The sequence below is a fragment of the Streptomyces sp. NPDC052023 genome (genome assembly GCF_044548465.1).
Lineage (GTDB): Bacteria > Actinomycetota > Actinomycetes > Streptomycetales > Streptomycetaceae > Streptomyces.
The window spans coordinates 36,977-60,983 of the sequence record NZ_JBIUBW010000020.1 but is presented as its reverse complement, the minus strand read 5'-3'; the positions used below and the strand labels follow the sequence as shown (position 1 = coordinate 60,983).

Sequence of the window (24,007 nt, the reverse complement as noted above, 5' to 3'; positions counted from 1 at the left end):
TCATGCGGGATGAACAAGACGATCAGGCGCGCGTCGGTCTTCGCGCTGCTCCTGGTGCTGGTCCTGCTGGTCAGGGCCACCTGGGTGCAGTTCTACAAGGGCCAGGCGCTCGCGGACGACAAGGACAACCGGCGGAACGCGATCGAGCTGTACAGCGCGCCGCTCGGCAACATCGTCGTGGCCGGCGACTCGGTGACCGGCTCGGCCCGGACGACGAGCGGCGACCTCAGATACAAGCGGACGTACAAGGACGGCGCGCTGTACGCGGCGGTGACGGGCTACAGCTCGCAGGTGTACGGCGCCACCCAGCTGGAGGGGATCTACCAGGACCTGCTGGACGGCACCGACACCCGGCTGAAGACCGTGATGGACACGGTCACCGACAAGCGTGCCGACCCGGGTGACGTGATCACGACGATCGATCCGGCCGCCCAGCGGGCGGCCTACGAGGCGCTGGGCGACAAGAAGGGCGCCGCCGTCGCGATCGACCCGAAGACCGGGAAGATCCTGGCCGTCGTCTCGACCCCGTCGTACGACCCCTCGGAGATCACCGCGGGCAACCCGGAGGTCTGGACACAGCTCACCAAGGACGACGAGGACAAGCCGATGACCAACCGGGCGCTGCGCCAGCCGCTGCCGCCCGGCTCCACCTTCAAGCTGGTCGTCGCGGCGGCCGCGCTGGAGGACGGGCTGTACGCGTCGGTGGACGACAGGACGGACAGCCCCGACCCGTACCCGCTGCCGCAGTCCTCCAGCAACCTCACCAACGAGAACCCGGACGCGCCCTGCGAGAACGCCTCGATCCGGGTGGCGCTCCAGTACTCCTGCAACAACGTCTTCGGCAAGATGGCCGTCGACCTGGGCCAGGACAAGGTCCGCGAGATGGCGGAGAGGTTCGGGTTCAACGACGGCGAGCAGGACGTTCCGGTGCGCGCGTACGAGAGTGTGTACCCGAAGGAGATGGACAAGGCGCAGACCGCCCTCTCCGGCATCGGCCAGTTCGACGTGACCGCGACGCCGCTCCAGATCGCGATGGTGTCCGCGGCCATCGCCAACGGCGGGGAGCTGGTGGAGCCGCACATGGTCTCGAAGATCACCGACCACAGCGGCGATGTGCTGGAGGACTACGACGACAACGCCTCCAGCAAGGAGATCGTGAGCTCCGGCACCGCCGAGCAGTTGCAGTCGGCGATGCAGACGGTCGTCGCGGAGGGCACGGGGTCGAACGCGCAGATCTCCGGCGCCACCGTGGGCGGCAAGACGGGCACGGCCCAGCACGGCGAGAACAACAGCAAGACGCCGTACGCCTGGTTCACCTCGTACGCCAAGTCCGACTCCTCGGACAAGGAGGTCGCGGTGGCGGTGGTGGTCGAGCAGTCCGACGCGGCGCGCTCGGAGGTCAGCGGCAACGGGCTGGCGGCGCCGGTGGCCAAGGCCGTCATGGAGGCGGCGCTGCGGTAGGGGTGGGGGCGGCCACCGGGGTCGCCCCCACACCTCACCTGACGCCGAGGACCTGCTCGATCGGGTCGATCGCGAAGTACACCAGGAACAGCGCCGAGGTCCCCCACAGCAGCCAGTGGACCTCCTTGGCCTTGCCGAGCACCGTCTTGATGACGACGTAGGCGAGGAAGCCCGCGCCGATGCCGTTGGTGATGGAGTACGTGAAGGGCATCACGGCGATGGTGAGGAACGCCGGGACCGCGATCTCGTAGCGGTCCCAGTCGATCTGCTTGACCTGGGTCATCATCAGGAACCCGACGGCGACCAGCGCCGGGGCGGCCGCCTGGAGCGGGACGACGGTGAGCAGCGGGGTGAGGAAGAGGGCGAGGGCGAACAGGCCACCGGTGACGAGGTTGGAGAAGCCGGTGCGGGCGCCCTCGCCGACGCCGGCCGCCGACTCGATGTAGGACGTGGCGGACGACGCGGACGAGGCGCCGCCCGCGACGGCCGCCGCGCCGTCGATGAGCAGGACGCGGCCGAGGTTCGGGACCTTGCCGTCCTCGTCGAGCAGCCCGGCCTCGGTGCTGATGCCGACGACCGTGCCCATGGTGTCGAAGAAGTCGGACAGGATCAGCGTGAAGATCAGCAGCACGACGGTGACGACGCCGACGCCGGGTTCGCCGAACGCGCCGAACAGGTCGAACTCCCCGATCAGGCCGAAGTCGGGGCTGGCGACCACCTGGCCGGGCCAGGCAGGTGTCGTCAGACCCCAAGTCCTCACGTCCGCGAGGGAGTCGACGAGCATTGCGACGACCGTCATGGTCACGATGCTGACCAGGATGGCGCCCTTGACCCGGCGGGCGAGCAGCCCGACGGTCAGCAGCACCCCGAGGCAGAAGACGAGCACGGGCCAGCCCGTGAGCGTGCCGGAGCCGCCCAGCTGAACGGGCACGGTGGTGTTCGCGGCGTCCGGGATCCGGGTCACGAATCCGGCGTCGACGAAGCCGATGAACGCGATGAACAGACCGATGCCCACGCTGATCGCCTGCTTCAGGGGCTGCGGGATGGCGTGCATGACGGCCTCGCGCAGGCCGGTCACCACCAGGGCACAGATCAGCAGGCCCTCGATGACGATGAGGCCCATCGCGTCGCCCCAGCTCATCAGCGGGGCGATCTGGAAGGCGACGACGGCGTTGAGGCCGAGCCCCGCGGCGAGGGCGAGCGGCAGATTGCCGCCGACGCCCATGACGACCGTCATGACCGCGGCGACCAGGGCGGTGGCGGTGGTGAGTTGGACGGGGTCGAGCTGCCGGCCGTACTTGTCCTCGGCACTGCCCAGGATGAGGGGGTTGAGCACCAGGATGTAGGCCATCGTGAAGAACGTGGCGAACCCGCCGCGTATCTCCCGTCCGAAGCTGGAGCCCCGCTCGGAGACCCTGAAAAACCGATCGACGCCGTTCACCTCCGGCGACGGAGGACGTGACCGGTCAGCCGGCTTCTTCAGTTCGGACATGGCTGGACTCCCTGCTACCTGAACGATCCGTGTGCGAATGCTGGCTGGATTGTTCCCGCGTTCGACCGGATTCAGGTTTTCCCCGTGTTACGGAATCGGGGTGGCCATGCCGCACGGCGCCGCGCTCCGGGGGCAGTTCAGCCGGGGTACGAATCCCGCGCTCCTCGCCTGACCGGGCGAGGAATGAGAAGTCGCAGCCGGTGCCCGCCTCGGTGACTCTGTTCGCCGCAGAGGACGCCGTGGCCGCGCAGGTGCGCAACTGGTGCCGCTCATCCGGGTGTCGGAGATTCGCACCATGTAGTGGATGCAGCGGACGCATTCAGGGAGAGGCCGTCAATCGGTCCGCGGCGAGTCCGGGAGTCGTCCGAAGACGACCCCGCGAACCTGCCGCGTCGTGGCGCCCGGTCTCACCCGCCCCGGTGCCACCCCGGGTCCCGGCCGCTCAGGCCGACCGCCCGGTCCAGCAGTGGCGCGTCCTGCGGGACGGTGACGACGGGGCCGAAGAGGCTGCCGTCGCGGACCGTTTCCTCCGCCGCCGCGAGCAGGAAGCCGTACGACGCGCGCAGCGCCGCCGGGTCGGGTTCGTAGGGCTGGCCGGTGGCACGGGCCAGGTCCCAGGCGTGGATCAGCAGCTCGTCGGCCGCGATCACACCCGCGAGATCGCCGGGCAGGTCCACGCCGCCCGCGCGGGTCATGCCGGTCCAGGCGGCCGGGTCGCGCCAGGCGTCGGCGAGTTCGTCGAGGGCCTTGGGCAACTCCGCACGCCAGCCCGGGCCGATGTCCGGCACGGTCGTGTCCGGGCTGGTGTCGGTCGTCGGGCCGAGAGCCTTGCGGCCGGCGTCCCGGAAGGCGACGGAGAGCCCCAGCAGATGCCCCAGGAGGTTGCGCACCGCCATCTTCGGGCACGGCGTCGGGTCCGCGAGCTGCTCGTCGGCGACGCCGGCCGCGAGGTGCGCGACGATCCGGGTCTGCGGGCCGAGGTCGAGCGTGGTCAGGTCGGTCATCGGTGCTCCTCGGAGATGGTGTCCTGGGAGGTAGACGGAGGGCGGCGCCGGAAGTCATCGGTCGCGGGCCGGATTTCTACGGCATCTGCCCGATCCGCTCCGCCGGTCCTTGGGCCCACGATGACCAGGCATGACCGGTACGTATGACAACAACGACGACGCCGGCGGCGTGACCCGGCGTCCGACGGCCGACCGCGACGCCGCCCTCTGTCTGGGCGGCGTGGTGGTCTCCGGCCTGGGCACCTCAGCCCTGTGGCTGGCCTCCGGTGTCTGGGTGAAGGAGCTCACCGGCTCGGACGGCCTCGCCGCGCTGAGCCTGCTCGCCCTGTGGGCGCCCGTCCTCGCCGGCCCCGTCCTGGGGACCCTGGCCGACCGCGTCCGCCGCAAGCCCCTGCTGATCGCCACGAACCTGCTGATGGCGGCGATCCTGCCCACGCTGCTCGCGGTGGACTCCGCGGCCGACGTGTGGCTGCTGTTCGCGGTCCTGTTCGTCCACGGCGCGGCAGGCGTGGTGCAGGACGCCGCCGAGTCGGCACTCGTGGCGTCCGCGCTCGACCCGGCCCGGCTCGGCGGCTTCAACGGCCTGCGGATGACCCTCAACGAGGGCATGAAGCTGATCGCCCCGCTGGCCGGGGCCGGCGTCTACGCCGCGTACGGCGGGGCGGCCGTGGCTCTGCTGGACGCCGCCACGTTCGCGCTGGCGACGGTCCTGTACGCGGCCCTGCGGGTCCGGGAGAGCCAGCCCGCCAAGGGCCGGCGCGCGCCCATGTCCGAGGGTGTCCGGCAGCTGTGGGCGCACCCGCGCCTGCGGCCGCTCGTCCTCGCCGGCGGCACGGCCATGCTCCTCGCCGGCCTCAACGGCGCCCTGCTGTACGCCGTCGTGGAACGGCTCGGGCGCCCCCCGGCGTATGCCGGTGTCCTCGCCGCCCTCCAGGGGCTCGGGTCGGTCGCGACCGGCCTTGCGTACGGCCCCGCCCTGCGCCGCATCGGTGAGCACCGGTTCGCGGCGGCCGGGATCGCGCTCACCGGCGTCGCGGTCGCGCTGCGGGCGGTGCCGCACGAGCCGGCGGCCTGGGCGGGCAGCGTGGCGATCGGCGCCGGGCTGCCCTGTGTGCTGGTCGCCGCTCTGACCGCCGTGCAGCACCGGACCCCGGACGCGTTGCTGGGCCGTACGGCGGCCTCGGCGAGCACCCTGCTGTTCGCCCCCAACGTGCTGGGGCTCGCGGCGGGGGCGGTCCTGGTGGAGCTGCTCCCCCACCGGCCGCTGCTGGTCCTGCTCGGGCTGGCGCTGCTCCTGACTCCGCTTCAGCTGTCGTCGAGCGCCTCCCGTACTGCCGCCAGGTCGCCGTCGGACGCCAACCCGGCGTGATAGAGACGCAGTTCCGTGGCCCCGAGCGTACGCGCGCGTGCGGCGTCCTCGGCCAGGGTGCCGGGGCGCCCGCCCATGCCGGAGACCACGGTGAAGTTGGCGGCGAGCACGGCACCCTCGGGGGCCCGCTCGGCGAACGGCGTCAGCAGGCCCGCCCCTCCCGTGCACGGCACGACCACGCCGTCCGCGACGGACAGGATGTGGCCCGGGTCCACGCCCGCGTTGGCACCGCAGTGGTACGACACGGGGTCCGCGTGCAGCAGGATCTGGAAGCCGTCGGGCGCGGCGGCGCGGACCGCCGCGACCACCGTCTCCTGGAGGCTGCGTGCCGTGTCGTCGCGCCACGCGCGCGTGGCGGCGGCCAGGCTCTCACCGAGCAGCTTCTCGACGCCCGCCCAGCCTCCGTCGCAGGGCGCGCCCCGCCACACCGGCTCCAGCGCGGCCCGTACGGCGTCGGCCAGCCGAACCGGGTCGAGGCCCTGTGCGGCGTAGCCCGCCCGGCAGGCGGGGCAGAAGCACAGCGACATCAGGTACTGGGCGGCGTCCCCGAGGGCGACGCCCGCGATCTTGTCGTGGGCGTGCAGATGGGCGAGGCCGTACCAGCCGAGGGACTCCAGCTCGGTGCCGTGCGCGCCCGGCCGTACCGCGGCCTCGGCGGCCAGCTCGACGAGGTACGCGCGCGTGGCGGGCTGCGCGACACAGGGTGCCCAGGGGTAGCGGTCGCCGTAGGCGTTGACGACGGAGGTGTCCGGATGTTCGGTGCCCAGGCGTGAGTTGTGTGCGAGGACCACCCAGGTGTGCACCTGAAGGCCGGCGTCCGTGAGGGCGGCCGCCGCCTCGCCGTACGCGTCGCCGGGCGCCCAGGCGCCCGCCGGACAGGGGCGCAGGGAGCGGCCCTCCCAGCGGGCGTCGCCGGGTGGGTAGAGCACGGCGGCGTGCCCGGCGGTGACGACGCGGTGGCGGGGGTGGCGGGGGGTGAGGGCGCGCGTGGAGTGGTAGGCGGCGGCGAGCGTCACCTGGTCCACGCCGAGTGCGGCGATCCGTTCCGGGGCCCACGGGTCCCCGTTGACGTCCCAGGGGTAGACGAACGCCGACGCCTTCACAGGCCCTCCTCCAGCAGCGCGTGGCCCCGGTCGATCAGCTGGGCGAGCTGCTTGACGTGGTCCTCGCCGGGTTCGTGCAGCGGGGGCCGCACCTCGCCCACGTCCAGCCCGCGCAGCCGCACGCCCGCCTTGACGAGGGAGACGGCGTAGCCGCGGCCCTGGGCACGCAGTTCGACGAACGGCCGGTAGAAGCCGTCCAGCAGGCGGTGGACGGTGTGGTCGTCACCGGATCCGAGGGCCGCGTGGAAGGCGAGGGCGATCTCCGGGGCGAAGCAGAAGACGGCCGAGGAGTAGAGCGGGACGCCCACGGCGCGGTAGGCGAGCTGGGTCAGCTCGGCGGTCGGCAGTCCGTTGAAGTAGAGGAAGCCGCCGGGGACCTCGGCGCGTACGGCGCTCACGATCCGCTGCATCAGGTCCAGGTCCCCGAGACCGTCCTTCAGGCCGATGATCCCGTCCGTGCGGGCGAGTTCGGCGACGGTCCCGGGGGTGAAGACGGCGTTGTCGCGCTGGTAGACGACGACCGGCAGCGCGGTGGCCGAGGCGAGCTCCCGGTAGTGCCGCAGCAGGCCCTCCTGCCCGGCGACGACGAGGTACGGAGGCATGGCGAGCAGCCCGTCCGCTCCGGCCCGTTCGGCGAGCCGGGCGTAGCGTACGGCGAGCGCGGTGCCGTATCCGGCGCCCGCGACCACCGGTACGCGCCCCGCCGTCTCCTCCACGGCCGCCCGTACGCAGGTCTCGAACTCCTCCGGCGTGAGCGCGTGGAACTCCCCGGTGCCGCAGCAGGCGAACACGGCGGCGGCCCCGGCCTCGACTCCCTGGCGGACGTGGGCGCGGTAGGCGTCGAGGTGCAGGGAACCGTCGGGTCCGTAGGCGGTGACCGGGAAGAACAGCGGCCCGCTGGGAACGCTGAGGCGGGCGGCGAGCGGAGCTGGCGTCACGGGCTCTCCAAGGTCCATATTCATGTTTCACGTCCACATTCCTGAACGTGCTCACGCTATGGTGGCCACCCAGGAGGGGTCAAGCAGGCCAACCCGCGATGCACCAGCGGATTCCATGCCTCCATCGGCCCCTTGACGGGTACGGCCCCGCTCCCTAGCGTGTCCACGCATGTGAATGTCGTGCAGGAATACGGCCAGTTGGCCCCGCCACGCGCTCTTGCCGCTCGTTCATGAGACCCCGCAAGGAGACCCGAGGATGCCCGCTCCCCGCACCGTTCTGCTCACCGGCGCCGCCGGCGGCCTCGGCACCCTGATGCGGGGCCTGCTCCCGGCCCACGGGTACACGCTGCGCCTGTTCGATCAGCGCCCCGTCGAGGGCGCGCCGGACGCTATCACCGCGGACCTGGCCGACCGGGCGGCCCTGCGCGAGGCCGTGCGGGGCGTCGACGCGATCATCCACCTCGCGGGCATCTCCCTGGAAGCCTCCTTCGAGAGGATCCTGAAAGCCAACATCGAGGGCACCTACAACCTTTACGAGGCCGCCCGCGAGGAGGGCGTCCCGCGCGTCGTCTTCGCCTCCTCCAACCACGCGGTGGGCTACACCCCCCGTCCCGAGGAGGGCGACCCGCTGATCGAAGTCGGCACCCCGCGCCGCCCCGACACCTTCTACGGCCTGTCCAAGTCCTTCGGCGAGGACCTCGCGCAGTTCTACTGGGACAAGCACGGCGTGGAGACCGTCTCCGTCCGCATCGGCTCCTGCTTCCCGGAGCCGACCAGCGTGCGGATGCTCTCGCTGTGGATGAGCCCCGCCGACGGCGCCCGCCTCTTCCACGCCGCCCTGACCGCCGAGGACGTCGGCCACACGGTCGTCTACGGCTCCTCCGCCAACACCCGCCTGTGGTGGGACCTGTCCACCGCGCGGGCGCTCGGCTACGCCCCGCAGGACGACTCCGAGCCGTACGCCGGGAAGCTGATCGCCGAACAGGGCGAGCTGGAAGCCGGCAACGAGGCGCACGCGTACCTGGGCGGCCACTTCGTGACGGACCCCCCGATCTGGCCGTACTGACGAGATCCCGACCACGACAGGGGCGGGCGGGCAAGAAACGGGCCCGCCCGCTCCCACATCCGGGCACAGCTCAAGATGCGGCCCGGCAGCGCCCCCAGGGGCGCGGGGTACCGCGCTACCAGCCACGACGTACCCGCGGACGACACACGCCCCCGCCCCCCGCAACCGGCCGCACCCAAGACCGAACGGGCACACCCGGGCACTATCGCTCCCCTGACAGACCTGGTCAGCACCTCGCACCCGCTGTAGAACTTCCCCCATGGGCCCGAACGGGCAGCGAGGCGAGAAAGCGGGTGACAGAGATGAACCGAACCGCGGAAGAACGGCAGCGCGAGATCGTGCGCGCCGCGCGGGCGGCCGGCTCCGTCGACGTCACCGCGCTCGCCGCCCAGCTGGGCGTGGCCAAGGAGACCGTACGGCGGGATCTGCGCGCCCTGGAGGACCACGGGCTGGTCCGCCGCACCCACGGCGGCGCCTACCCCGTGGAGAGCGCCGGATTCGAGACCACCCTCGCCTTCCGCGCCACCAGCCACGTCCCCGAGAAGCGCCGGATCGCGGCCGCCGCGGCCGAGCTGCTCGGGGACGCCGAGACGGTCTTCGTCGACGAGGGCTTCACCCCGCAGCTCATCGCCGAGGCGCTCCCCAAGGACCGGCCGCTGACCGTGGTCACGGCGTCCCTGCCGGTCGCGGGCGCACTGGCCGAGGTGGAGGGCTTCTCGGTGCTGCTGCTCGGCGGCCGGGTCCGCCCGGGCACGCTGGCCGCCGTCGACCACTGGACGACGAAGATGCTCGCCGGCTTCGTCGTCGACCTCGCCTACATCGGCGCCAACGGCATCTCCCGGGAGCACGGCCTGACCACTCCCGACCCCGCGGTGAGCGAGGTCAAGGCGCAGGCGGTGCGGGCCGCGCGGCGCACGGTCTTCGCGGGTGTGCACACCAAGTTCGGCGCGGTCAGCTTCTGCCGGTTCGCCGAGGTCGGCGCGCTGGAGACGATCGTCACCAGCACTCTGCTGCCCACCGCCGAAGCACACCGCTACTCATTGCTCGGCCCCCAGGTCATCCGCGTCTGAGTTTCCGGCACACCCCCACCACAGGGCGCCGCACGCCCTCCCATACCCCTTATCTCCCCATATGTTCAGGAGCGACGCATGCGAACCCAGAGCCGACGGAGGCCGCGCGCCACGCTCGCCGCGGCCGCCGCAGGGACGCTGCTCGCCCCGCTGCTCTCCGGCTGCTGGGCCGGAGCGGGCGGGGCAGGATCGGGCGGCAACTCGATCAACGTCCTGATGGTCAACAACCCCCAGATGGTCGAGCTCCAGAAGCTCACCGCCGCCCACTTCACCAAGGACACCGGCATCAGGGTGAACTTCACCGTGCTGCCGGAGAACGACGTCCGCGACAAGATCAGCCAGGACTTCGCCAACCAGGCGGGCCAGTACGACGTCGCCACCCTCTCCAACTACGAGATACCGATCTACGCCCGCAACGGCTGGCTGAAGGAGATGGACTCCTACGTCGCCGAAGACCCCGCGTACGACGAGCAGGACGTCCTGAAGCCGATGCGCCAGTCCCTGACCGGCGACGACGGCAAGCTCTACGGTCAGCCCTTCTACGGCGAGTCGTCCTTCCTCATGTACCGCAAGGACGTGTTCGAGCAGCAAGGCCTCACGATGCCCGCGCACCCCACGTGGACCCAGATCGCGGACCTGGCCGCGAAGGTCGACGGCGCCGGGTCCGGCATGAAGGGCATCTGCCTGCGCGGCCTGCCCGGCTGGGGCGAGGTCATGGCACCGCTGACGACCGTGGTGAACACCTTCGGCGGCACCTGGTTCGACGAGGACTGGAAGGCCCGGCTCGACTCCCCCGAGTGGGAGAAGGCGACGAAGTTCTATGTCGACCTGATCCGCCGGCACGGCCAGTCCGGCGCGGCCCAGTCCGGCTTCGCCGAATGCCTCAACAACATGACCCAGGGCAAGGTCGCCATGTGGTACGACGCCACCTCCGCGGCCGGCTCCCTGGAGGCCACCGGCTCCCCCGTCAAGGGCAAGGTCGGCTACGCCCCGGCGCCGGTCGAGCGGACCGAGTCCTCCGGCTGGCTCTACACCTGGGCCTGGGGCATCCAGCAGGCGTCCCGCAACACCGGCAAGGCCTGGCAGTTCGTCTCCTGGGCGTCCAGCAAGGAGTACGAGCAGCTGGTCGGCGACGAGATCGGCTGGTCGAACATCCCGGCGGGCAAGCGGGCGTCGACGTACACGAATCCCGACTACCGCGCCGAGGCCGCCGCCTTCCAGGAGATGACGAAGGAGGCCATCGAGGGCGCCCGGCCGGACGACCCCGGCGTGCAGCCGCGGCCCGCGCCCGGCATCCAGTTCGTCGGCATCCCCGAGTTCACCGACCTCGGCACCAAGGTCTCCCAGGAGATCAGCGCGGCCATCGCCGGACGCCAGTCCGTCGACGCGGCCCTGAAGAAGTCCCAGCAGCTCGCCGAGCGCATCTCCGAGGAGTACGAGGGACGATGACCGCCACCACCACGGCCCCCGTGGCCACACCGTCCGTACAGACGAGGAATCGCGAGCCGTCGGGCCGCCTGCGCGCCTGGGCCACCCGGGCGCCGCTGCTGCCCGCCCTGATCTTCATGATCGTCGTGACCCAGCTGCCGTTCGTGGCCACGCTGGTGATCTCCTTCTTCGACTGGAACGCCCTCTACCCCGACGCCCGCCGCTTCACCGGTGTCGGCAACTACCGCCACGTCCTGACCGACGCCGCCCTGCGCGACTCGGTGTGGACGACGATCCTGCTGACCGTGACCGTCGTCCTGGTCAGCCTGCTCCTCGGCCTGCTGCTGGCGCTGCTGCTGGACCGCAGGTTCAAGGGCCGGGGCGTGGTCCGCACCCTGCTGATCGCGCCCTTCCTGGTCGTCCCGGTCGCGGCGGCGCTGCTGTGGAAGCATGTGCTCTACAACCCTGAATACGGCTTGCTGAACGGGCTGTTGCACTATGTGGGCGGCCCACAGCCGGACTGGATCTCCGACACCCCGCTGCTCGCGGTCGAGGCGTCCCTCGTCTGGCAGTGGACCCCGTTCATGATGCTGATCGTCCTGGCCGGCCTGCAGAGCCGTGACCCGCAGCAGATCGAGGCCGCCCGGGTGGACGGGGCGAGCGACTGGCAGATCTTCCGCCACCTGACGCTTCCGCATCTGCGCCGCTATCTCGAGCTCGGCGCCCTGCTCGGCTCGATCTACATCGTGCAGAACTTCGACGCGGTCTTCACCCTCACCTCCGGCGGCCTCGGCACCGCCAACCTCCCCTACACCGTCTACCAGAGCTTCTACCAGGCCCATGAGAACGGCCTCGCCTCGGCCGCTGGCGTCCTGGTGGTCATCGGCTCGATCATCATCGCGACCTTCGCCCTGCGCGTGGTGTCGTCCCTGTTCCGCGAGGAGGTGAGCCGCGGATGAGCGGCAACGCCGTACGCGTCCGTCGTGCCCCCCGTAAGGGCGCCGGCCTGGGCCTGGTGGCCTGGCTGGCCGGCATCGTGTTCTTCCTGCCCGTCGCGTGGATGGCACTGACGTCCTTCCACTCCGAGCAGGACGCGGCGACCAACCCGCCGTCCTTCGGCGCCGCGCTCACGCTCGACGGCTACCGCGAGTTCTTCGGCGCCGGTGGCGGGGCCAGCCCCTGGCCGTCCCTGATCAACTCGACGGTGGCGTCGCTGACGTCGACGTTGCTGGTCCTGCTCCTGGCGCTGCCCGCCGCGTACGCGCTGTCGATCCGCCGGGTGCGCAAGTGGACGGACGTGCTGTTCTTCTTCCTCTCCACGAAGATGCTGCCGGTGGTGGCGGGCCTGCTGCCGATCTACCTGTTCGCCAAGAACGCCGGTCTGCTCGACAACATCTGGCTGCTGGTCGTGCTCTACACGTCCATGAACCTGCCGATCGCGGTGTGGATGATGCAGTCGTTCCTGGCCGAGGTCCCGGTGGCGGTGATCGAGGCGGCCCGGGTGGACGGCGCCCGCCTTCCCACGGTGCTGGCCCGGGTGATCGCCCCGATGGCGCTGCCCGGCATCGCCGCCACCGCCCTGATCTGCTTCATCTTCAGCTGGAACGAGCTGCTGTTCGCCCGGGTCCTCACCGGGGTGGTGGCCGAGACCGCCCCCGTCTTCCTGACCGGCTTCATCACCAGTCAGGGCCTGTTCCTGGCCAAGGTGTGCGCCGCGTCGCTCGTCATCTCCCTGCCGGTGCTCGCCGCGGGGTTCGCCGCCCAGGACAAGCTGGTCCAGGGCCTGTCGTTGGGAGCCGTGAAATGAAGGCCGCCGTCATCGAGTCCGCGGGCAGGGCCGTCGTCGCCGAGGTCCCGGACCCGGCGCCGGGCCCGCGCGAGGTCGTCGTGCAGGTCGCCGCGTGCGGCCTGTGCGGCACGGACCTGCACATCCTCCAGGGCGAGTTCGCGCCCGAGCTGCCGATCGTGCCCGGGCACGAGTTCGCGGGTGAGGTGGTGGCCGTCGGCACCCAGGTCACCGAGGTGGCACCCGGCGACCAGGTGGCCGTCGACCCCTCCCTGTACTGCCACGAGTGCCGCTACTGCCGGGCCGGCCACAACAACCTGTGCGAACGGTGGGCCGCGATCGGCGTGACCACCGCGGGCGGCGCCGCCCAGTACGCGGTCGCCCCCGTCGCCAACTGTGTGAAGCTGCCCGAGCACATCCGCACCCAGGACGCGGCGCTGGTCGAGCCGCTGTCGTGCGCGGTCCGTGGCTACGACGTCCTGCGGTCCCGCCTCGGCGCCCATGTCCTGATCTACGGTTCGGGCACGATGGGCCTGATGATGCTGGAGCTGGCCAAGCGCACGGGCGCGGCGAGCGTGGACGTGGTCGACGTGAACCCGGCCCGGCTGGAGACCGCCCGGCAGCTGGGTGTGACGGCGTCGGCGGTGAACGCCGACGAGCTGGAGCGGCCGCAGGGCTGGGACGTGGTGGTGGACGCCACCGGGAACGCCGCGGCGATCCAGGACGGTCTGGACCGCGTGGCCAAGGCCGGCACGTTCCTGCAGTTCGGCGTGGCGGACTACGCGACGCGGGTGACGATCGACCCGTACCGGATCTACAACCAGGAGATCACCATCACCGGCTCCATGGCCGTCCTGCACAGCTTCGAACGCGCGGCCGAGCTGTTCGCCAACGGCGTCCTGGACCCCGACGTCTTCATCAGCGACCGGCTGCCGCTGAGCGGCTACCCGCAGGCGCTGGAGCAGTTCGCGTCGGGGGTGGGCAGGAAGATCGTGGTGGTGCCGTAGCGGCCCGTGCCGGGGCGGCGCGAAAACCGGTGGGCCCGCGGGCCGTCCGGGCCCTACCCTGCCGCACATGCCCCCGCCACACGGCTTCCGCTACGACGTCCACCCGGACGGCACGGTCGTGGTCACCCACCACGGCCGCGCCGCGGCCACCCTGCGCGGCCCGCGCGCCGACCGGTTCCTCGCCGAGATCGACGCCGGCGACCCGCAGCTGGTCATGGCCCGCTGGACGGGAAACTACCGCCGCGGCAACGAACGCACCGCCCGCCTGCACCCCCGTAACCGCCGCTGACCCGATCGGCCGCACGGTAAGGGAACGGTAAAGCGGCCCCGGTCGTTCTCGGGTCATGACCGCTATGACCCCCGGCTCGAACATCCCTCTTTCCACCGCCCGCGTGACGGTGGACGTCGCCGCCCCGGTGCGGCTCGACGTATCGGGCCTGCTGCTCACCGCCGACGGCAAGGTGCGCTCCGACGACGACTTCATCTTCTACAACCAGCCCAACGGCCCGGGCGTGACCTACCGCTCCGGCGGCGGCACGGCCCCCGACGCCATCACGGTCGACACCACCGCCCTCCCCCCGGGCATCGAGAAGATCGTCGTCACCGCGAGCCCGGACGCGGCGGGCCAGACCTTCCAGGGCGTCGAACCGACCGCCAGGATCCGCAACGCCGACGACAACGGCGTCCTGGCCACGTTCACGCCCCCGCAGCTCGGCACCGAGACGGCACTGGTGGTCGTCGAGATCTACCTGCGCAACGGCGCGTGGAAGGCCCGCGCGGTGGGCCAGGGCTACGCCGACGGCCTGGCCGGCATCGCCACCGACTTCGGCGTGTCGGTGGAGGAGCCGGCCGCCCCCACGCAGCCGGTCACCCCGCCCCCCTCCCCCATGCAGCCGCCGGTGGCCCCGCCCGCCCCGGTCATGGACCCCCGGATCGCCACGCCCCCGGCGCCCACCGCGCCCCCGGCCACCCCGCCGGCCCCGGCCGCCCCCGGCGCCGGGAAGATCAACCTCGACAAGGGCCGGGTCAGCCTCCAGAAGAACCAGACGGTCTCCCTGGTCAAGGGCGGCCGCCCGCTGCTCTCCCAGGTCAAGATGGGCCTCGGCTGGGAGCCCGCCTACCGCGGCCGGGACATCGACCTCGACGCCTCCGTCATCGCCTACGGCCCGCAGCGCAACCACATCGACAGCTGCTACTTCGGCAAGCTCCAGATCGTGGGCGGCGCGATCAAGCACTCCGGTGACAACCTCACCGGGGAGGGCGGCGGCGACGACGAGGTGATCATGGTCGACCTCGGCCGGCTCCCGCAGGAGGTCACCGGCCTGGTCTTCACGGTCAACTCCTTCACCGGCCAGAAGTTCACCGAGGTCGCCAAGGCCTACTGCCGGCTGATCGACGCCGCCAGCGGCGAGGAACTGGTCCGCTTCGACCTCACCAACGCCGAGGCACAGACCGGCGTGCTGATGGCCAAGCTGATCCGCCAGTTCTCCGGCGAGTGGGAGATGACGGCCTTGGGCGACTTCGTCAAGGCCCGTACGGTCCGCAACATGGTCAAGCCGGCGGCCCAGGCCCTGTAACGAGCGGCGGCACCCGCGCCGGCGCCGGCACGACGACGGCGGCGGGCGCCCCCACCAGGATCGCCCGCCGCCCCCCGTACCGCGGTGGCGTCAGCCCGCCGCCAACCACGGCCAGTCGGCGTCCCGCGCCGCCTCCAGCAGCGGCACCATCCGGAACGCCGCGTCGGAAAGCCCCGCGAACACATGCCGGTTCCCCGTGCCGGACGGGCCGTGGCCCACCCGGTACCCGGCGAGGTTCCAGGTGTAGACCGGCACGTTCGCCGGGACCTGCTCGGTGGGGCCGCCGTGGCGGCTGGGGGCGTACTGCTCGTCGGTGACGATCAGCACCCGGTCGTGCTTAAGGTAGTGCCGGCGCACCGCCTCGGTGGTGTCGGTGCCGCCCAGGCCGCCGAACCGCTCCAGCACCTTGAGCACCGACTCCCCCGTGCGGAACGGCACCCGGTTGCTGGTCGTCCCGAACTCGACGAGATCCGCGTCGGCGGCCCGCAGCGCGAGCGCCGTGCCGAAGATCGCCGCCGCGTCGGCCCGGTTGAGCTCCGACCGGTCGGACAGCCGCGAGCAGAACATCGAACCCGAGCGGTCGACGAGCACCAGGGTCCGGCCGGTCAGCGCGGGCACGTTGGCCAGCGAGTGCCCGAGTGCCTGCTCCAGCGGGTACGACCAGCGCAGCGAGGGCGCGTGCCGGTAGGCGGCCAGGTACCGGAACGGGAACTGCCGCGACCGCACGACCTCGGCCGGGTCACTGATCCGCGCCGCGACCCGCGCGGCCACCTCGTCGGAGACTCCGGCCTCGTCGAAGTTTCGCAGGTTGCGCACCAGTGCCATGGTGCCCATGGACGGGATCACCGCCTCCCAGGCCGCCTTGTCCATCGGCCCCTGGAGCCAGCCCGCCAGCGCCTCCCACGTCATCCCGGCCGCCGCGAGCCGCTCGGCCCCCTCCGGCCCGGTGACGACCGCCCGGCGCTCCTCGTCCGGCAGCGCCATCAGCGCGCGGTGCGCGGTGAGGACGCGGGCCGAGGCGGGCGGCACGGCCGTGTCCGGGTTGTGCCGGCGGTCCAGCGCGTACTTGAACAGCTCGCCCTGCCAGGGCTTGTCCGGGTCCGGCGCCGCGTGCACCAGGTTCAGGATGTCGCCGAAACGGTAACCCTTGGACGCGGTGTCGTACTTCAGCAGCGACTTCCCGCTGTAGAGCCGCCGCACGGCGTCGGCGACGCCGCGCTTGACGGGCTTGGGGATGTTGCGGCCGTACAGCGCGGTCCAGTACGCGAGCAGCTCGCCGGGCTCGTCCGGCCGCTGGAGCACGGAGTCGACGACCTGACGGTTCGACGGACCGTCGCTCGCGCCGGCCTCCAGTCGTGCCTTGACGTACTCGGCGGCGCCCACGACCGAGGCGGTACGGAGGTTGCCGGCGCCGCGCAGCCAGCCGAGGAGGCCCGCGGTCCACACCGGATCGGTGACGGCGAGTTCACGCACGAGCCGCACGAAGCGGTCGTCGCGGCCGGCGCCGCTCTCGTAGAAGGTCTGCTGGGAGACGAAGTGGGACACCGCGAGCAGGAAGAGCTCGGAACGCGGGTCGCGCTCCTGGCCCCGGCCGCCCTGGAAGGTGCGCAGGATCCGTCCCGTGGACGTCACCCGCGAGGTCGGCTGTGCCTTGGTGGCCCTGGTGTTGAATCGCGCCATGGTGAATTCCCCCGAATTCATTTCCGTTTCGGAAGGAGGCGCGGCAAGGGGAGGGTGCCCGAGATCAGAGGGCGGCGACGGACTTAGCCAGATGCTCTGCCCATTGAGCTACATCGGCCCTGAGCCGATGACGGGACTCGAACCCGCAACCGTCCGATCCAATGAAGTAACCGTTGCCTGCGCACCGGGCACCCACCACGAGCTGCGCCTCCCGAGATCAAACCGGCGGCGGCGTGAATTCATGGGAAGAAGTAGCCGCCGCCTTCGCACCGGGAGGTGCGTGACGTGATCTCACTGTAGGAGGCGCGGTGAGCGCCCGGCGAGCGAATTAGCTACCGCCGCTGGCGCTTCCAGGGGCCGTTGATGGCCAGCATGATGCCCGGCTCCTGGATGTTGGCGTACAGCGTCTTTCCGTCGGGCGAGAAGGTGACGCCGGTGAACTCGCTGAACTCGGGCTCCTCCTCGGTGCCGATGTTCAGGTCGTTACGGGCGATGGGGTAGGTACGGCCGCTGTCGGTGGCGCCGAACAGGTGCTGGATGCCCTCGCCGTCCTCGGCGATGATCAGGCCTCCGTAAGGGGAGACGGTGATGTTGTCGGGGCCGTCGAGGGCACCGTCCCTGGACGGATCGGGGTTGACGCCGAGCAGCACCTTCAGGGTGAGGGTGCGGCGCTTGGGGTCGTAGAACCAGACCTGGCCGTCGTGCTGGACGGGGCTCTCCTCACGGGCGTACGAGGAGACGAGGTACGCGCCCCCGTCGCCCCACCACATGCCCTCCAGCTTGCGGGCTCGGGTGACCTCGCCCTCGCCGAACTGCTCGCGCACGGAGACCGTCCTCGCGTCGCGGTCCGGGACGTCGACCCAGTCCACGCCGTAGACGGTGCCGACCTTGGTGGCGCGGGAGAGGTCGTCGACGAAGTGACCGCCGGAGTTGAAGCACTTGGGGGCCTGGAGGACTCCGGCGTCGTCGGCGAGGGCGCGGAACCTGCGGGGGCCGTACTCGAAGCCCTTCGGCGGGGTCCAGCGGTAGAACAGGCCGTTGGGCTCGTCGGCGTCCTCGGTGAGGTAGGCGTGGCCCCGCCTGGGGTCGATGACGACGGCCTCGTGGTCGTAGCGGCCGAAGAACTTCAGCGGCTTGGGGTCACGGTTGGCGCGCCGGTCGCGGGGATCGACCTCGAAGACGTAGCCGTGGTCCTTGGTCATGCCGTTCTCGCCGGCCCGGTCGGAGTTCTCCTCGCAGGTCAGCCAGGTGCCCCAGGGGGTGGAGCCGCCGGCGCAGTTGTTGGCGGTGCCGGCGATGCCGACCCACTCGGCGACGCGGCCGTCGCGGCGCACCTCGACGACCGTGCAGCCGCCGGGGGCTGCGGGGTCGTAGACCAGGCCCTCGGTGAGCGGGACGGGGTGGTCGTAGTCGGAGCGGGGGCCGTCCATCTCGTGGTTGTTGACCAGGAGGGTGGTGCCGCGGGGGCCGTCGAAGGCAGCGGTGCCGTCGTGGTCGGCGGGCGTGAACTCGCCCGACTCCAGCCTGGTCCGGCCCGCGTAGGTGAGGATCCGGTACGAGAAGCCCGCGGGCAGGGCGAGGATGCCGTCCGGGTCGGGGAGGAGCGGGCCGTACCCGACCCCGCCGTGCCGGGCGGCGGACTCCTCACCCGTGGTCTCCGTCTCGGCGGACGCGAGAGCGCCGGGCGCGCTGGAGAGTGCGCCGACGCTGCCCGCCAGTGCGACGCCGGTGCCGGCGATCGCGGTGGTCCTGGCGAAGTCCCTGCGAGTGAGCGACATGCTGTCTCCTGTGACGAGGGGAGTGCCGTGGAGGGTTGGGGCGGACCTCGGGTCGGCGCAACGGTGTCGTCCGGCAGTGAACGCGGCTTGAACGCCGGGCGACACCGTGGGATGCGCTTCCGTGAATCCGTACGACCCGTCACCGGCCGGCCACTCGGCCGGGCCGGAACACTCCGTACGAGCACTCCCGTCCGTCAGGACAGGCGTCAGCCTCCTTGCTGGGAGCGGGCCTTGAAGGCCGCCTTCCTGGCCTCCTTGGCGATCCTCTTGTCCGGGTGGATGCGCCCCATCGCCTCCAGGACATCGGCGGTGGCCGGATGGTCGACGCGCCAGGCCGCCGCGAAGAAGCCGCTGTGCTGCTCGGCGAGGCCCTCGACCAGGGCGTGCAGTTCCTCGGAGTTGCCCTCGGCGGCGAGCTGCGCGGCCAGGGTGTCCACGGTGAGCCAGAAGACCATCGCCTCGGACGGGGCGGGTACGTCCGCGCAGCCGTGCTCGGTCAGCCAGACACGGGCGAGGCCGCCCAGTTCGGGGTCGTCCAGCACCTCCCGCAGCGCGGGTTCGGCCTCGATGCCGACGAGGGACAGGGCCTGCTGGCAGCGGAGCCGGCGCAGCGGGGCGCCGGGGTCCGCGCCCCGGGCTGCGGCAAGCAACTCCCGTGCGGCGGCCAGGGGTTCGCGGCGGGCCAGCCACTGCTCGGTCTCGGCCTGCGCGGCGCGCGGCCCGAAGGTGGCGGTGCCGTCGAGCAGCGCGTCGGCGCCCTTGTCGGCCAGTTCGCCCACGGCCGGCGCCTCGATCCCGGCCTCCAGCAGCCGCGCCCGCAGGCCGTACAGGCCGAGCGGGGTGAGCCGGACCATGCCGTAGCGGGAGACGTCGGTGTCGTCGACGGCGGCCGGCTCCTCGGCGTCGTCGGCCTCCGCCATCAGCGCCTCGTCGACCGGCTGATACTCCACGAGCCCCACCGGCTCCAATGTCCGGAACTGGTCGTCCAGCCGCATCATCGCGTCGGACACCTGCTCGAGCACGTCATTGGTGGGCTCGGCCATGTCGCCCGGGACGATCACCGAGGCGGCCAGCGCGGGCAGCGGCACGGGCGCGGCGCCGGGGCCGTCCTCGCTGACGGTGAGCAGGTAGAGGTTGCCGAGCACGCCGTCGAGGAACGCGGACTCCGACTCGGGGTCCCAGTCCGGCGTGGAGGTGCCGCCCTCGCCGCCCTCGTCCATCGCGGCGATCAGGTCGTCGAGGTCGGGCACGCTCGCGTCGGAGAGCACCGTCTCCAGGGCACCCAGCCAGACGGCGAGCACGTCGTGCGGGGATCCGCCGGTCAGCGGCGCCAGTTGCCCGCCCGAGGTGACGGTGCCCGCCTCCTCGTCGAGGATCTCGACGAGGCCGGTGTCCACGGCCACCCGCCAGGCCTCGCTCGCCAGGGCCGCCGCGTCGTCGCCGTCCAGCCCGAGCTCCCCGGCCGCGGCCGGCAGCTGCTCGTCGACCAGTCCGCCCCCGGCGTCCACGCGCGTGGCGGGTCCGGCCCAGCGGGCGAGCCGGACGGCCCGGGACAGCACCGGCGTGGCCAGCGCGTCACGCGCCAGCTCCGCTTCGGAGGACAGCCGCACCGGCGGCAGGGAGGAGCTGTCTGACATCGGGAGGATCTCCTAGGGCGCCTCGAAGGCCGTTCGGCCGTCTGCACGTCGTAGGACCGCCGGAAGCCGTCGTACGACTCAGCCACTCAGCCTAGACGGATTTGCGCCCATGCCGCCCGGTTCATCTCCCCGCCGGGTGCCGTACATGGCCGGAACCTTGACAAGTGCCCTGACCACACTGGAAATTGACGCGCGTAGAAATTGGGGGGACAAGTGTTCACTCCGATCACGGTTTCTACGCGCGTCGCCACAGTTCCAGCGCTTCACTCTCGTCCTGGCGCCCACGTACGTCCCCGGAGGGATCCCTTTGCCGAGCAAGTCTTCCGCGCGCCTTGCCGCGCTCACCGTCGCCGCCGTCTGTTCCGCGGCGTCCACCGTCGTCATCGCCTCGCCCGCGCACGCGGAGGCGGTGCGCATCCACGACATCCAGGGCACCACGCGGATGTCCCCGTACGCGGGCCGGCAGGTCACGGACGTGACCGGAATCGTCACCGGCGTCCGCGGCTACGGCTCGTCGCGCGGTTTCTGGATCCAGGACCCGGCCGCCGACGCCGACCCCGCCACCAGCGAGGGCGTCTTCGTCTTCACCAGCTCCACCCCGAAGGTCGCCGTCGGCGACTCGGTGAGCGTGTCGGGCACCGTCTCCGAGTACGTTCCCGGCGGCACCTCCTCCGGCAACCAGGCGCTCACCGAGATCGTCCGGCCGACGGTCACCGTCCTCTCCGGCGGCAACCCGGTCCCGGCCGCCACGGTGATCGACGCGCGGTCCGTGCCGAACGCCTACACCCCGGCCGGTGACCCGGCGGCCGGCGGCTCCGTCAACGGCCTGCCGCTGCGGCCGAGGACGTACGCCCTGGACTACTACGAGTCCCTGGAGGGCATGAACGTCCAGGTCGCCGACACGCGTGTGGTCGGGGCCACCGACCCGTACACCGAGCTGTGGGTGACGGTGAAGCCGCGCGAGAACGCCAGCCGGCACGGCGGCGCGGTCTACGGCGCGTACACCGCCCAGAACACCGGCCGGCTCCAGATACAGTCCCTCGGCGCGGTCGCCGACTTCCCGGACGCGAACGTCGGCGACGTGCTCGCCGGCACCACGACCGGCCCGCTGGACTACAACCAGTTCGGCGGCTACACCCTCGTCGCGAGCGAGCTCGGCACTCTGAAGCAGGGCGGCCTGGAGCGGGAGACGACCCGCAAGCAGCGGCGCGGCGAGCTGGCGGTGGCGACGTACAACGTCGAGAACCTGGACCCGTCCGACGCCACGTTCGACGCGCACGCCGCCGCGATCGTGAACAACCTCCAGTCGCCCGACATCGTGTCCCTGGAGGAGATCCAGGACAACAACGGCGCGACGAACGACGGCACGGTCGCCGCCGGCCTGACGATGACCAAGCTGATCGACGCGATCGTCGCCGCGGGCGGCCCGGCGTACGAGTGGCGCTCGATCGACCCGGTGAACAACGCGGACGGCGGGGAGCCTGGCGGCAACATCCGCCAGGCGTTCCTGTTCAACCCCGAGCGGGTGTCGTTCACGGACCGCGCGGGCGGCGACGCCACCACCGCGGTGGGCGTGAAGAAGGTGCGCGGCAAGGCGGAGCTGACGGTCTCCCCCGGCCGGATCGACCCGTCCGGCGCGGCCTGGGCGAACAGCCGCAAGCCGCTGGCCGGCGAGTTCGTGTTCCGCGGCGAGACGGTCTTCGTGATCGCCAACCACTTCAACTCCAAGGGCGGCGACCAGGCACTGCACTCGCAGTACCAGCCGCCGGCCCGTAGCTCGGAGACCCAGCGCCACCTCCAGGCCACCGCCGTGAACGCCTTCGTGAAGCAGCTCCTGGACACCCAGAAGAACGCGGACGTCGTCACGCTCGGCGACATCAACGACTTCGAGTTCTCCGGCACGGTGGAGATCCTCGAAGGCGACGGCGAACTGTGGTCGGCGATCAAGTCGCTGCCCCGGAGCGAGCGTTACTCGTACGTCTACCAGGGCAACAGCCAGACCCTGGACCAGATCCTGATCAGCCCGTCGATCCGGCGCAGCTGCGACTTCACGTACGACAGCGTGCACATCAACGCCGAGTTCCACGACCAGATCAGCGACCACGACCCGCAGGTGCTGCGGTTCCGCCCGTAACCGGTCGCGCCCTCGTCAGGGCTGGCTGAAAGCCCCGTTCAGCCAGCCCTGCCAGGCGGCCTCGTCCGCCTTGGCGTCGGCGCCCGGGGCGAAGTCGTGCACGGACATGCCGACGACGTACCCCCAGTGGTTGCGCCCGAAGAAGCGGAGCATCGCGTCGTCGGTGCGCAGACCGATGAAGTACGGGTTGCGGAAGTCGAGGACGGCGTCCAGGAGTTGACCCTCGGGTCCGCGCACCTGGACCCGCCCGCCCACGGTGGCGTCGTCCGCCAGCCCGAGCGCCCGCCCGACCGTGGCCAGGGCGTCGGGGGTGCCGGACGCCTCGGGCCCGTCGAAGGTGGCGAAGGCGGTGACCGGCCGGCCGCCGAACGCCGTGAGGTACTCGCGCAGGGTGTGCAGATAGAACTCGGTGTGCTTGCTCGCGCCGTCGTACTGGTTGTCCCAGTCGTCGACGAAGATCCCGCTGTGCACGTACCGCACCCACGCCCGCCGGCCGCCGTCGCGCGGTTCGACGGTGTAGTCGAGCTGGTTCAGGGTCTGCTCGGAGATCCCCTCGACGTCCTCGACGCGGTTGGCGTACCGGTGCGGCGGGTCCCAGACGACGACCTCGGACCCGAAGGGGCCCTTGCCGCCCTCGCGCGGCTCGGGCGCCTCCATCGGCCACAGCCAGCCGCCGGTACCGGCGGTGACGGCCTCCCACACCTGCTCGGGTGTGGCGTCGACCTCGAACTCCCGGGCGATCTCGAATTCCTTGGACATGGTGGCTCCTGAGTGGCGGCGGTACCGGCGGTACCGGTGGTCCTAGCTGTCGATTTCCGGTGCGGAGGGCTGGGGCTTGACCGTGGGATGGACGGCCACGACGATCCGGTGGTCCCGGCCGCCCTCGGCGTCCGGGACGTCGTACTTCCGGATCAGCGCGGTCACGCCCGCCGTCAGCTCCTCGACGAACGCCGCCCGGTCGGCGGCCGAGGCGAACCGCACCTCGCCGTCCAGCGCGTACGTCGCCAGCCGCTTGCGGGCCCTGGCCGCGCCCGTGATCAGCGTGCCGACGTCCCGCACGAGCCGCGCGCCGAGCGCGAGCAGCCAGCGTGCGGACAACTGGTCGCGGAAGCGGTCGGGGTCGGGCTGCACGGCGGCCAACGCGAGCGGCGAGATCACGTACGAGGCAGCGGTCGCCCGCATCAGCCGCTCGGTGACGTTGCCCTTGCGGCGCTCTCCCGCGAGCTCGACCAGGCCGTGCCGCTCCAGCGCCCTGAGGTGGTAGTTCACCTTCTGCCGGGGCAGCCCCACCTGGCCTGCCAGCATCGCGGCCGAGGCCGGGCCGTCGGCGAGCCGGGCGAGCAGCGCGGCCCGGACGGGGTCCAGACAGACGGCTGCGGCCTCGGGGTCCTCGATCACGGTCACATCCAGCATGGGACCACCGTCTCACCGAAAACTTTTTTTGTCCAGACGGTTGGAGTTGTCGGTACGGGGTCTC

The 24,007-nt window shown here is 71.6% G+C and carries 20 protein-coding genes; 11 read left to right on the top strand and 9 right to left on the bottom strand.

The window, feature by feature from the left end:
* Positions 1-9 precede the first annotated feature (9 nt).
* The gene (locus tag ACIHCM_RS30240; protein ID WP_399902675.1) at positions 10-1,461 is read left to right on the top strand and encodes a peptidoglycan D,D-transpeptidase FtsI family protein; all 1,452 of its coding nucleotides are present in this window, start codon (positions 10-12) and stop codon (positions 1,459-1,461) included.
* A 34-nt stretch (positions 1,462-1,495) separates the two neighbouring features.
* On the opposite strand, the gene ACIHCM_RS30235 is transcribed toward ACIHCM_RS30240, so the two are convergent.
* A complete protein-coding gene (locus tag ACIHCM_RS30235) occupies positions 1,496-2,953 on the bottom strand; it encodes an NCS2 family permease (RefSeq protein ID WP_399902672.1) in 1,458 nt (485 codons plus the stop codon).
* Positions 2,954-3,360: 407 nt separating this feature from the next.
* Positions 3,361-3,957, bottom strand: coding sequence for a TIGR03086 family metal-binding protein (locus ACIHCM_RS30230; RefSeq protein ID WP_399902669.1), 597 nt, complete (start codon positions 3,955-3,957; stop codon positions 3,361-3,363).
* Between the two features lie 130 nt (positions 3,958-4,087).
* Between ACIHCM_RS30230 and ACIHCM_RS30225 the strand changes: the two genes are divergently transcribed.
* On the top strand, positions 4,088-5,326 hold the full coding sequence (locus ACIHCM_RS30225; protein ID WP_399902666.1) for an MFS transporter: 1,239 nt from the start codon (positions 4,088-4,090) through the stop codon (positions 5,324-5,326).
* On the opposite strand, the gene ACIHCM_RS30220 is transcribed toward ACIHCM_RS30225, so the two are convergent.
* Entirely contained in the window at positions 5,263-6,429 is a 1,167-nt protein-coding gene (locus tag ACIHCM_RS30220; RefSeq protein WP_399902663.1) for a hypothetical protein, read from the bottom strand. The two genes, ACIHCM_RS30225 and ACIHCM_RS30220, sit on opposite strands and share 64 nt — an antisense overlap.
* Positions 6,426-7,367, bottom strand: a complete 942-nt coding sequence (locus ACIHCM_RS30215; RefSeq protein ID WP_399902661.1) for a 5-dehydro-4-deoxyglucarate dehydratase — start codon at positions 7,365-7,367, stop codon at positions 6,426-6,428. Before ACIHCM_RS30215 ends, ACIHCM_RS30220 begins: the two co-directional genes overlap by 4 nt.
* A gap of 256 nt (positions 7,368-7,623) precedes the next feature.
* Between ACIHCM_RS30215 and ACIHCM_RS30210 the strand changes: the two genes are divergently transcribed.
* From ACIHCM_RS30210 to ACIHCM_RS30175, 8 genes are all read left to right on the top strand, one after another.
* The gene (locus ACIHCM_RS30210; protein WP_399902658.1) at positions 7,624-8,433 is read left to right on the top strand and encodes an NAD-dependent epimerase/dehydratase family protein; all 810 of its coding nucleotides are present in this window, start codon (positions 7,624-7,626) and stop codon (positions 8,431-8,433) included.
* Between the two features lie 302 nt (positions 8,434-8,735).
* Positions 8,736-9,503, top strand: a complete 768-nt coding sequence (locus ACIHCM_RS30205) for a DeoR/GlpR family DNA-binding transcription regulator (RefSeq protein ID WP_399902655.1) — start codon at positions 8,736-8,738, stop codon at positions 9,501-9,503.
* A 78-nt stretch (positions 9,504-9,581) separates the two neighbouring features.
* Positions 9,582-10,952, top strand: coding sequence for an ABC transporter substrate-binding protein (locus ACIHCM_RS30200; protein WP_399902652.1), 1,371 nt, complete (start codon positions 9,582-9,584; stop codon positions 10,950-10,952).
* Positions 10,949-11,890 carry a carbohydrate ABC transporter permease gene (locus ACIHCM_RS30195; RefSeq protein ID WP_399902649.1) on the top strand — a complete coding sequence of 314 codons (942 nt, stop codon included), beginning with the start codon at positions 10,949-10,951 and terminating at the stop codon, positions 11,888-11,890. Before ACIHCM_RS30200 ends, ACIHCM_RS30195 begins: the two co-directional genes overlap by 4 nt.
* Positions 11,887-12,738 (top strand): carbohydrate ABC transporter permease, encoded by an 852-nt coding sequence (locus ACIHCM_RS30190; protein WP_399902647.1) that lies wholly within the window; start codon positions 11,887-11,889, stop codon positions 12,736-12,738. The genes ACIHCM_RS30195 and ACIHCM_RS30190 overlap by 4 nt, the downstream gene beginning before the upstream one ends.
* On the top strand, positions 12,735-13,724 hold the full coding sequence (locus tag ACIHCM_RS30185) for a zinc-dependent alcohol dehydrogenase family protein (RefSeq protein WP_399902644.1): 990 nt from the start codon (positions 12,735-12,737) through the stop codon (positions 13,722-13,724). The genes ACIHCM_RS30190 and ACIHCM_RS30185 overlap by 4 nt, the downstream gene beginning before the upstream one ends.
* 67 nt (positions 13,725-13,791) lie before the next feature.
* Positions 13,792-14,013 carry a hypothetical protein gene (locus ACIHCM_RS30180; protein ID WP_399902641.1) on the top strand — a complete coding sequence of 74 codons (222 nt, stop codon included), beginning with the start codon at positions 13,792-13,794 and terminating at the stop codon, positions 14,011-14,013.
* Positions 14,014-14,077: 64 nt separating this feature from the next.
* Positions 14,078-15,301, top strand: a complete 1,224-nt coding sequence (locus ACIHCM_RS30175; protein ID WP_399902915.1) for a TerD family protein — start codon at positions 14,078-14,080, stop codon at positions 15,299-15,301.
* 90 nt (positions 15,302-15,391) lie between these two features.
* Here ACIHCM_RS30175 and ACIHCM_RS30170 read toward each other — a convergent pair whose 3' ends face one another.
* The 3 genes from ACIHCM_RS30170 to ACIHCM_RS30160 form a co-directional block, all read right to left on the bottom strand.
* A complete protein-coding gene (locus tag ACIHCM_RS30170) occupies positions 15,392-16,981 on the bottom strand; it encodes a TROVE domain-containing protein (protein ID WP_399902638.1) in 1,590 nt (529 codons plus the stop codon).
* Positions 16,982-17,313: 332 nt separating this feature from the next.
* Positions 17,314-18,759 (bottom strand): alkaline phosphatase PhoX, encoded by a 1,446-nt coding sequence (locus ACIHCM_RS30165; protein ID WP_399902635.1) that lies wholly within the window; start codon positions 18,757-18,759, stop codon positions 17,314-17,316.
* Positions 18,760-18,965: 206 nt separating this feature from the next.
* Complete coding sequence (locus ACIHCM_RS30160) at positions 18,966-20,396, bottom strand: hypothetical protein (RefSeq protein WP_399902632.1); 1,431 nt, start codon at positions 20,394-20,396, stop codon at positions 18,966-18,968.
* A gap of 307 nt (positions 20,397-20,703) precedes the next feature.
* Here ACIHCM_RS30160 and ACIHCM_RS30155 point away from each other — a divergent pair, with 307 nt between their 5' ends.
* Positions 20,704-22,530 (top strand): endonuclease/exonuclease/phosphatase family protein, encoded by a 1,827-nt coding sequence (locus ACIHCM_RS30155; protein ID WP_399902629.1) that lies wholly within the window; start codon positions 20,704-20,706, stop codon positions 22,528-22,530.
* Positions 22,531-22,545: 15 nt separating this feature from the next.
* Here ACIHCM_RS30155 and ACIHCM_RS30150 read toward each other — a convergent pair whose 3' ends face one another.
* Together ACIHCM_RS30150 and ACIHCM_RS30145 are read right to left on the bottom strand one after the other, a co-directional pair.
* Positions 22,546-23,289, bottom strand: a complete 744-nt coding sequence (locus ACIHCM_RS30150) for an SRPBCC domain-containing protein (RefSeq protein ID WP_399902626.1) — start codon at positions 23,287-23,289, stop codon at positions 22,546-22,548.
* Positions 23,290-23,331: 42 nt separating this feature from the next.
* Entirely contained in the window at positions 23,332-23,943 is a 612-nt protein-coding gene (locus tag ACIHCM_RS30145; protein WP_399902623.1) for an ArsR/SmtB family transcription factor, read from the bottom strand.
* Positions 23,944-24,007: the final 64 nt, after the last annotated feature.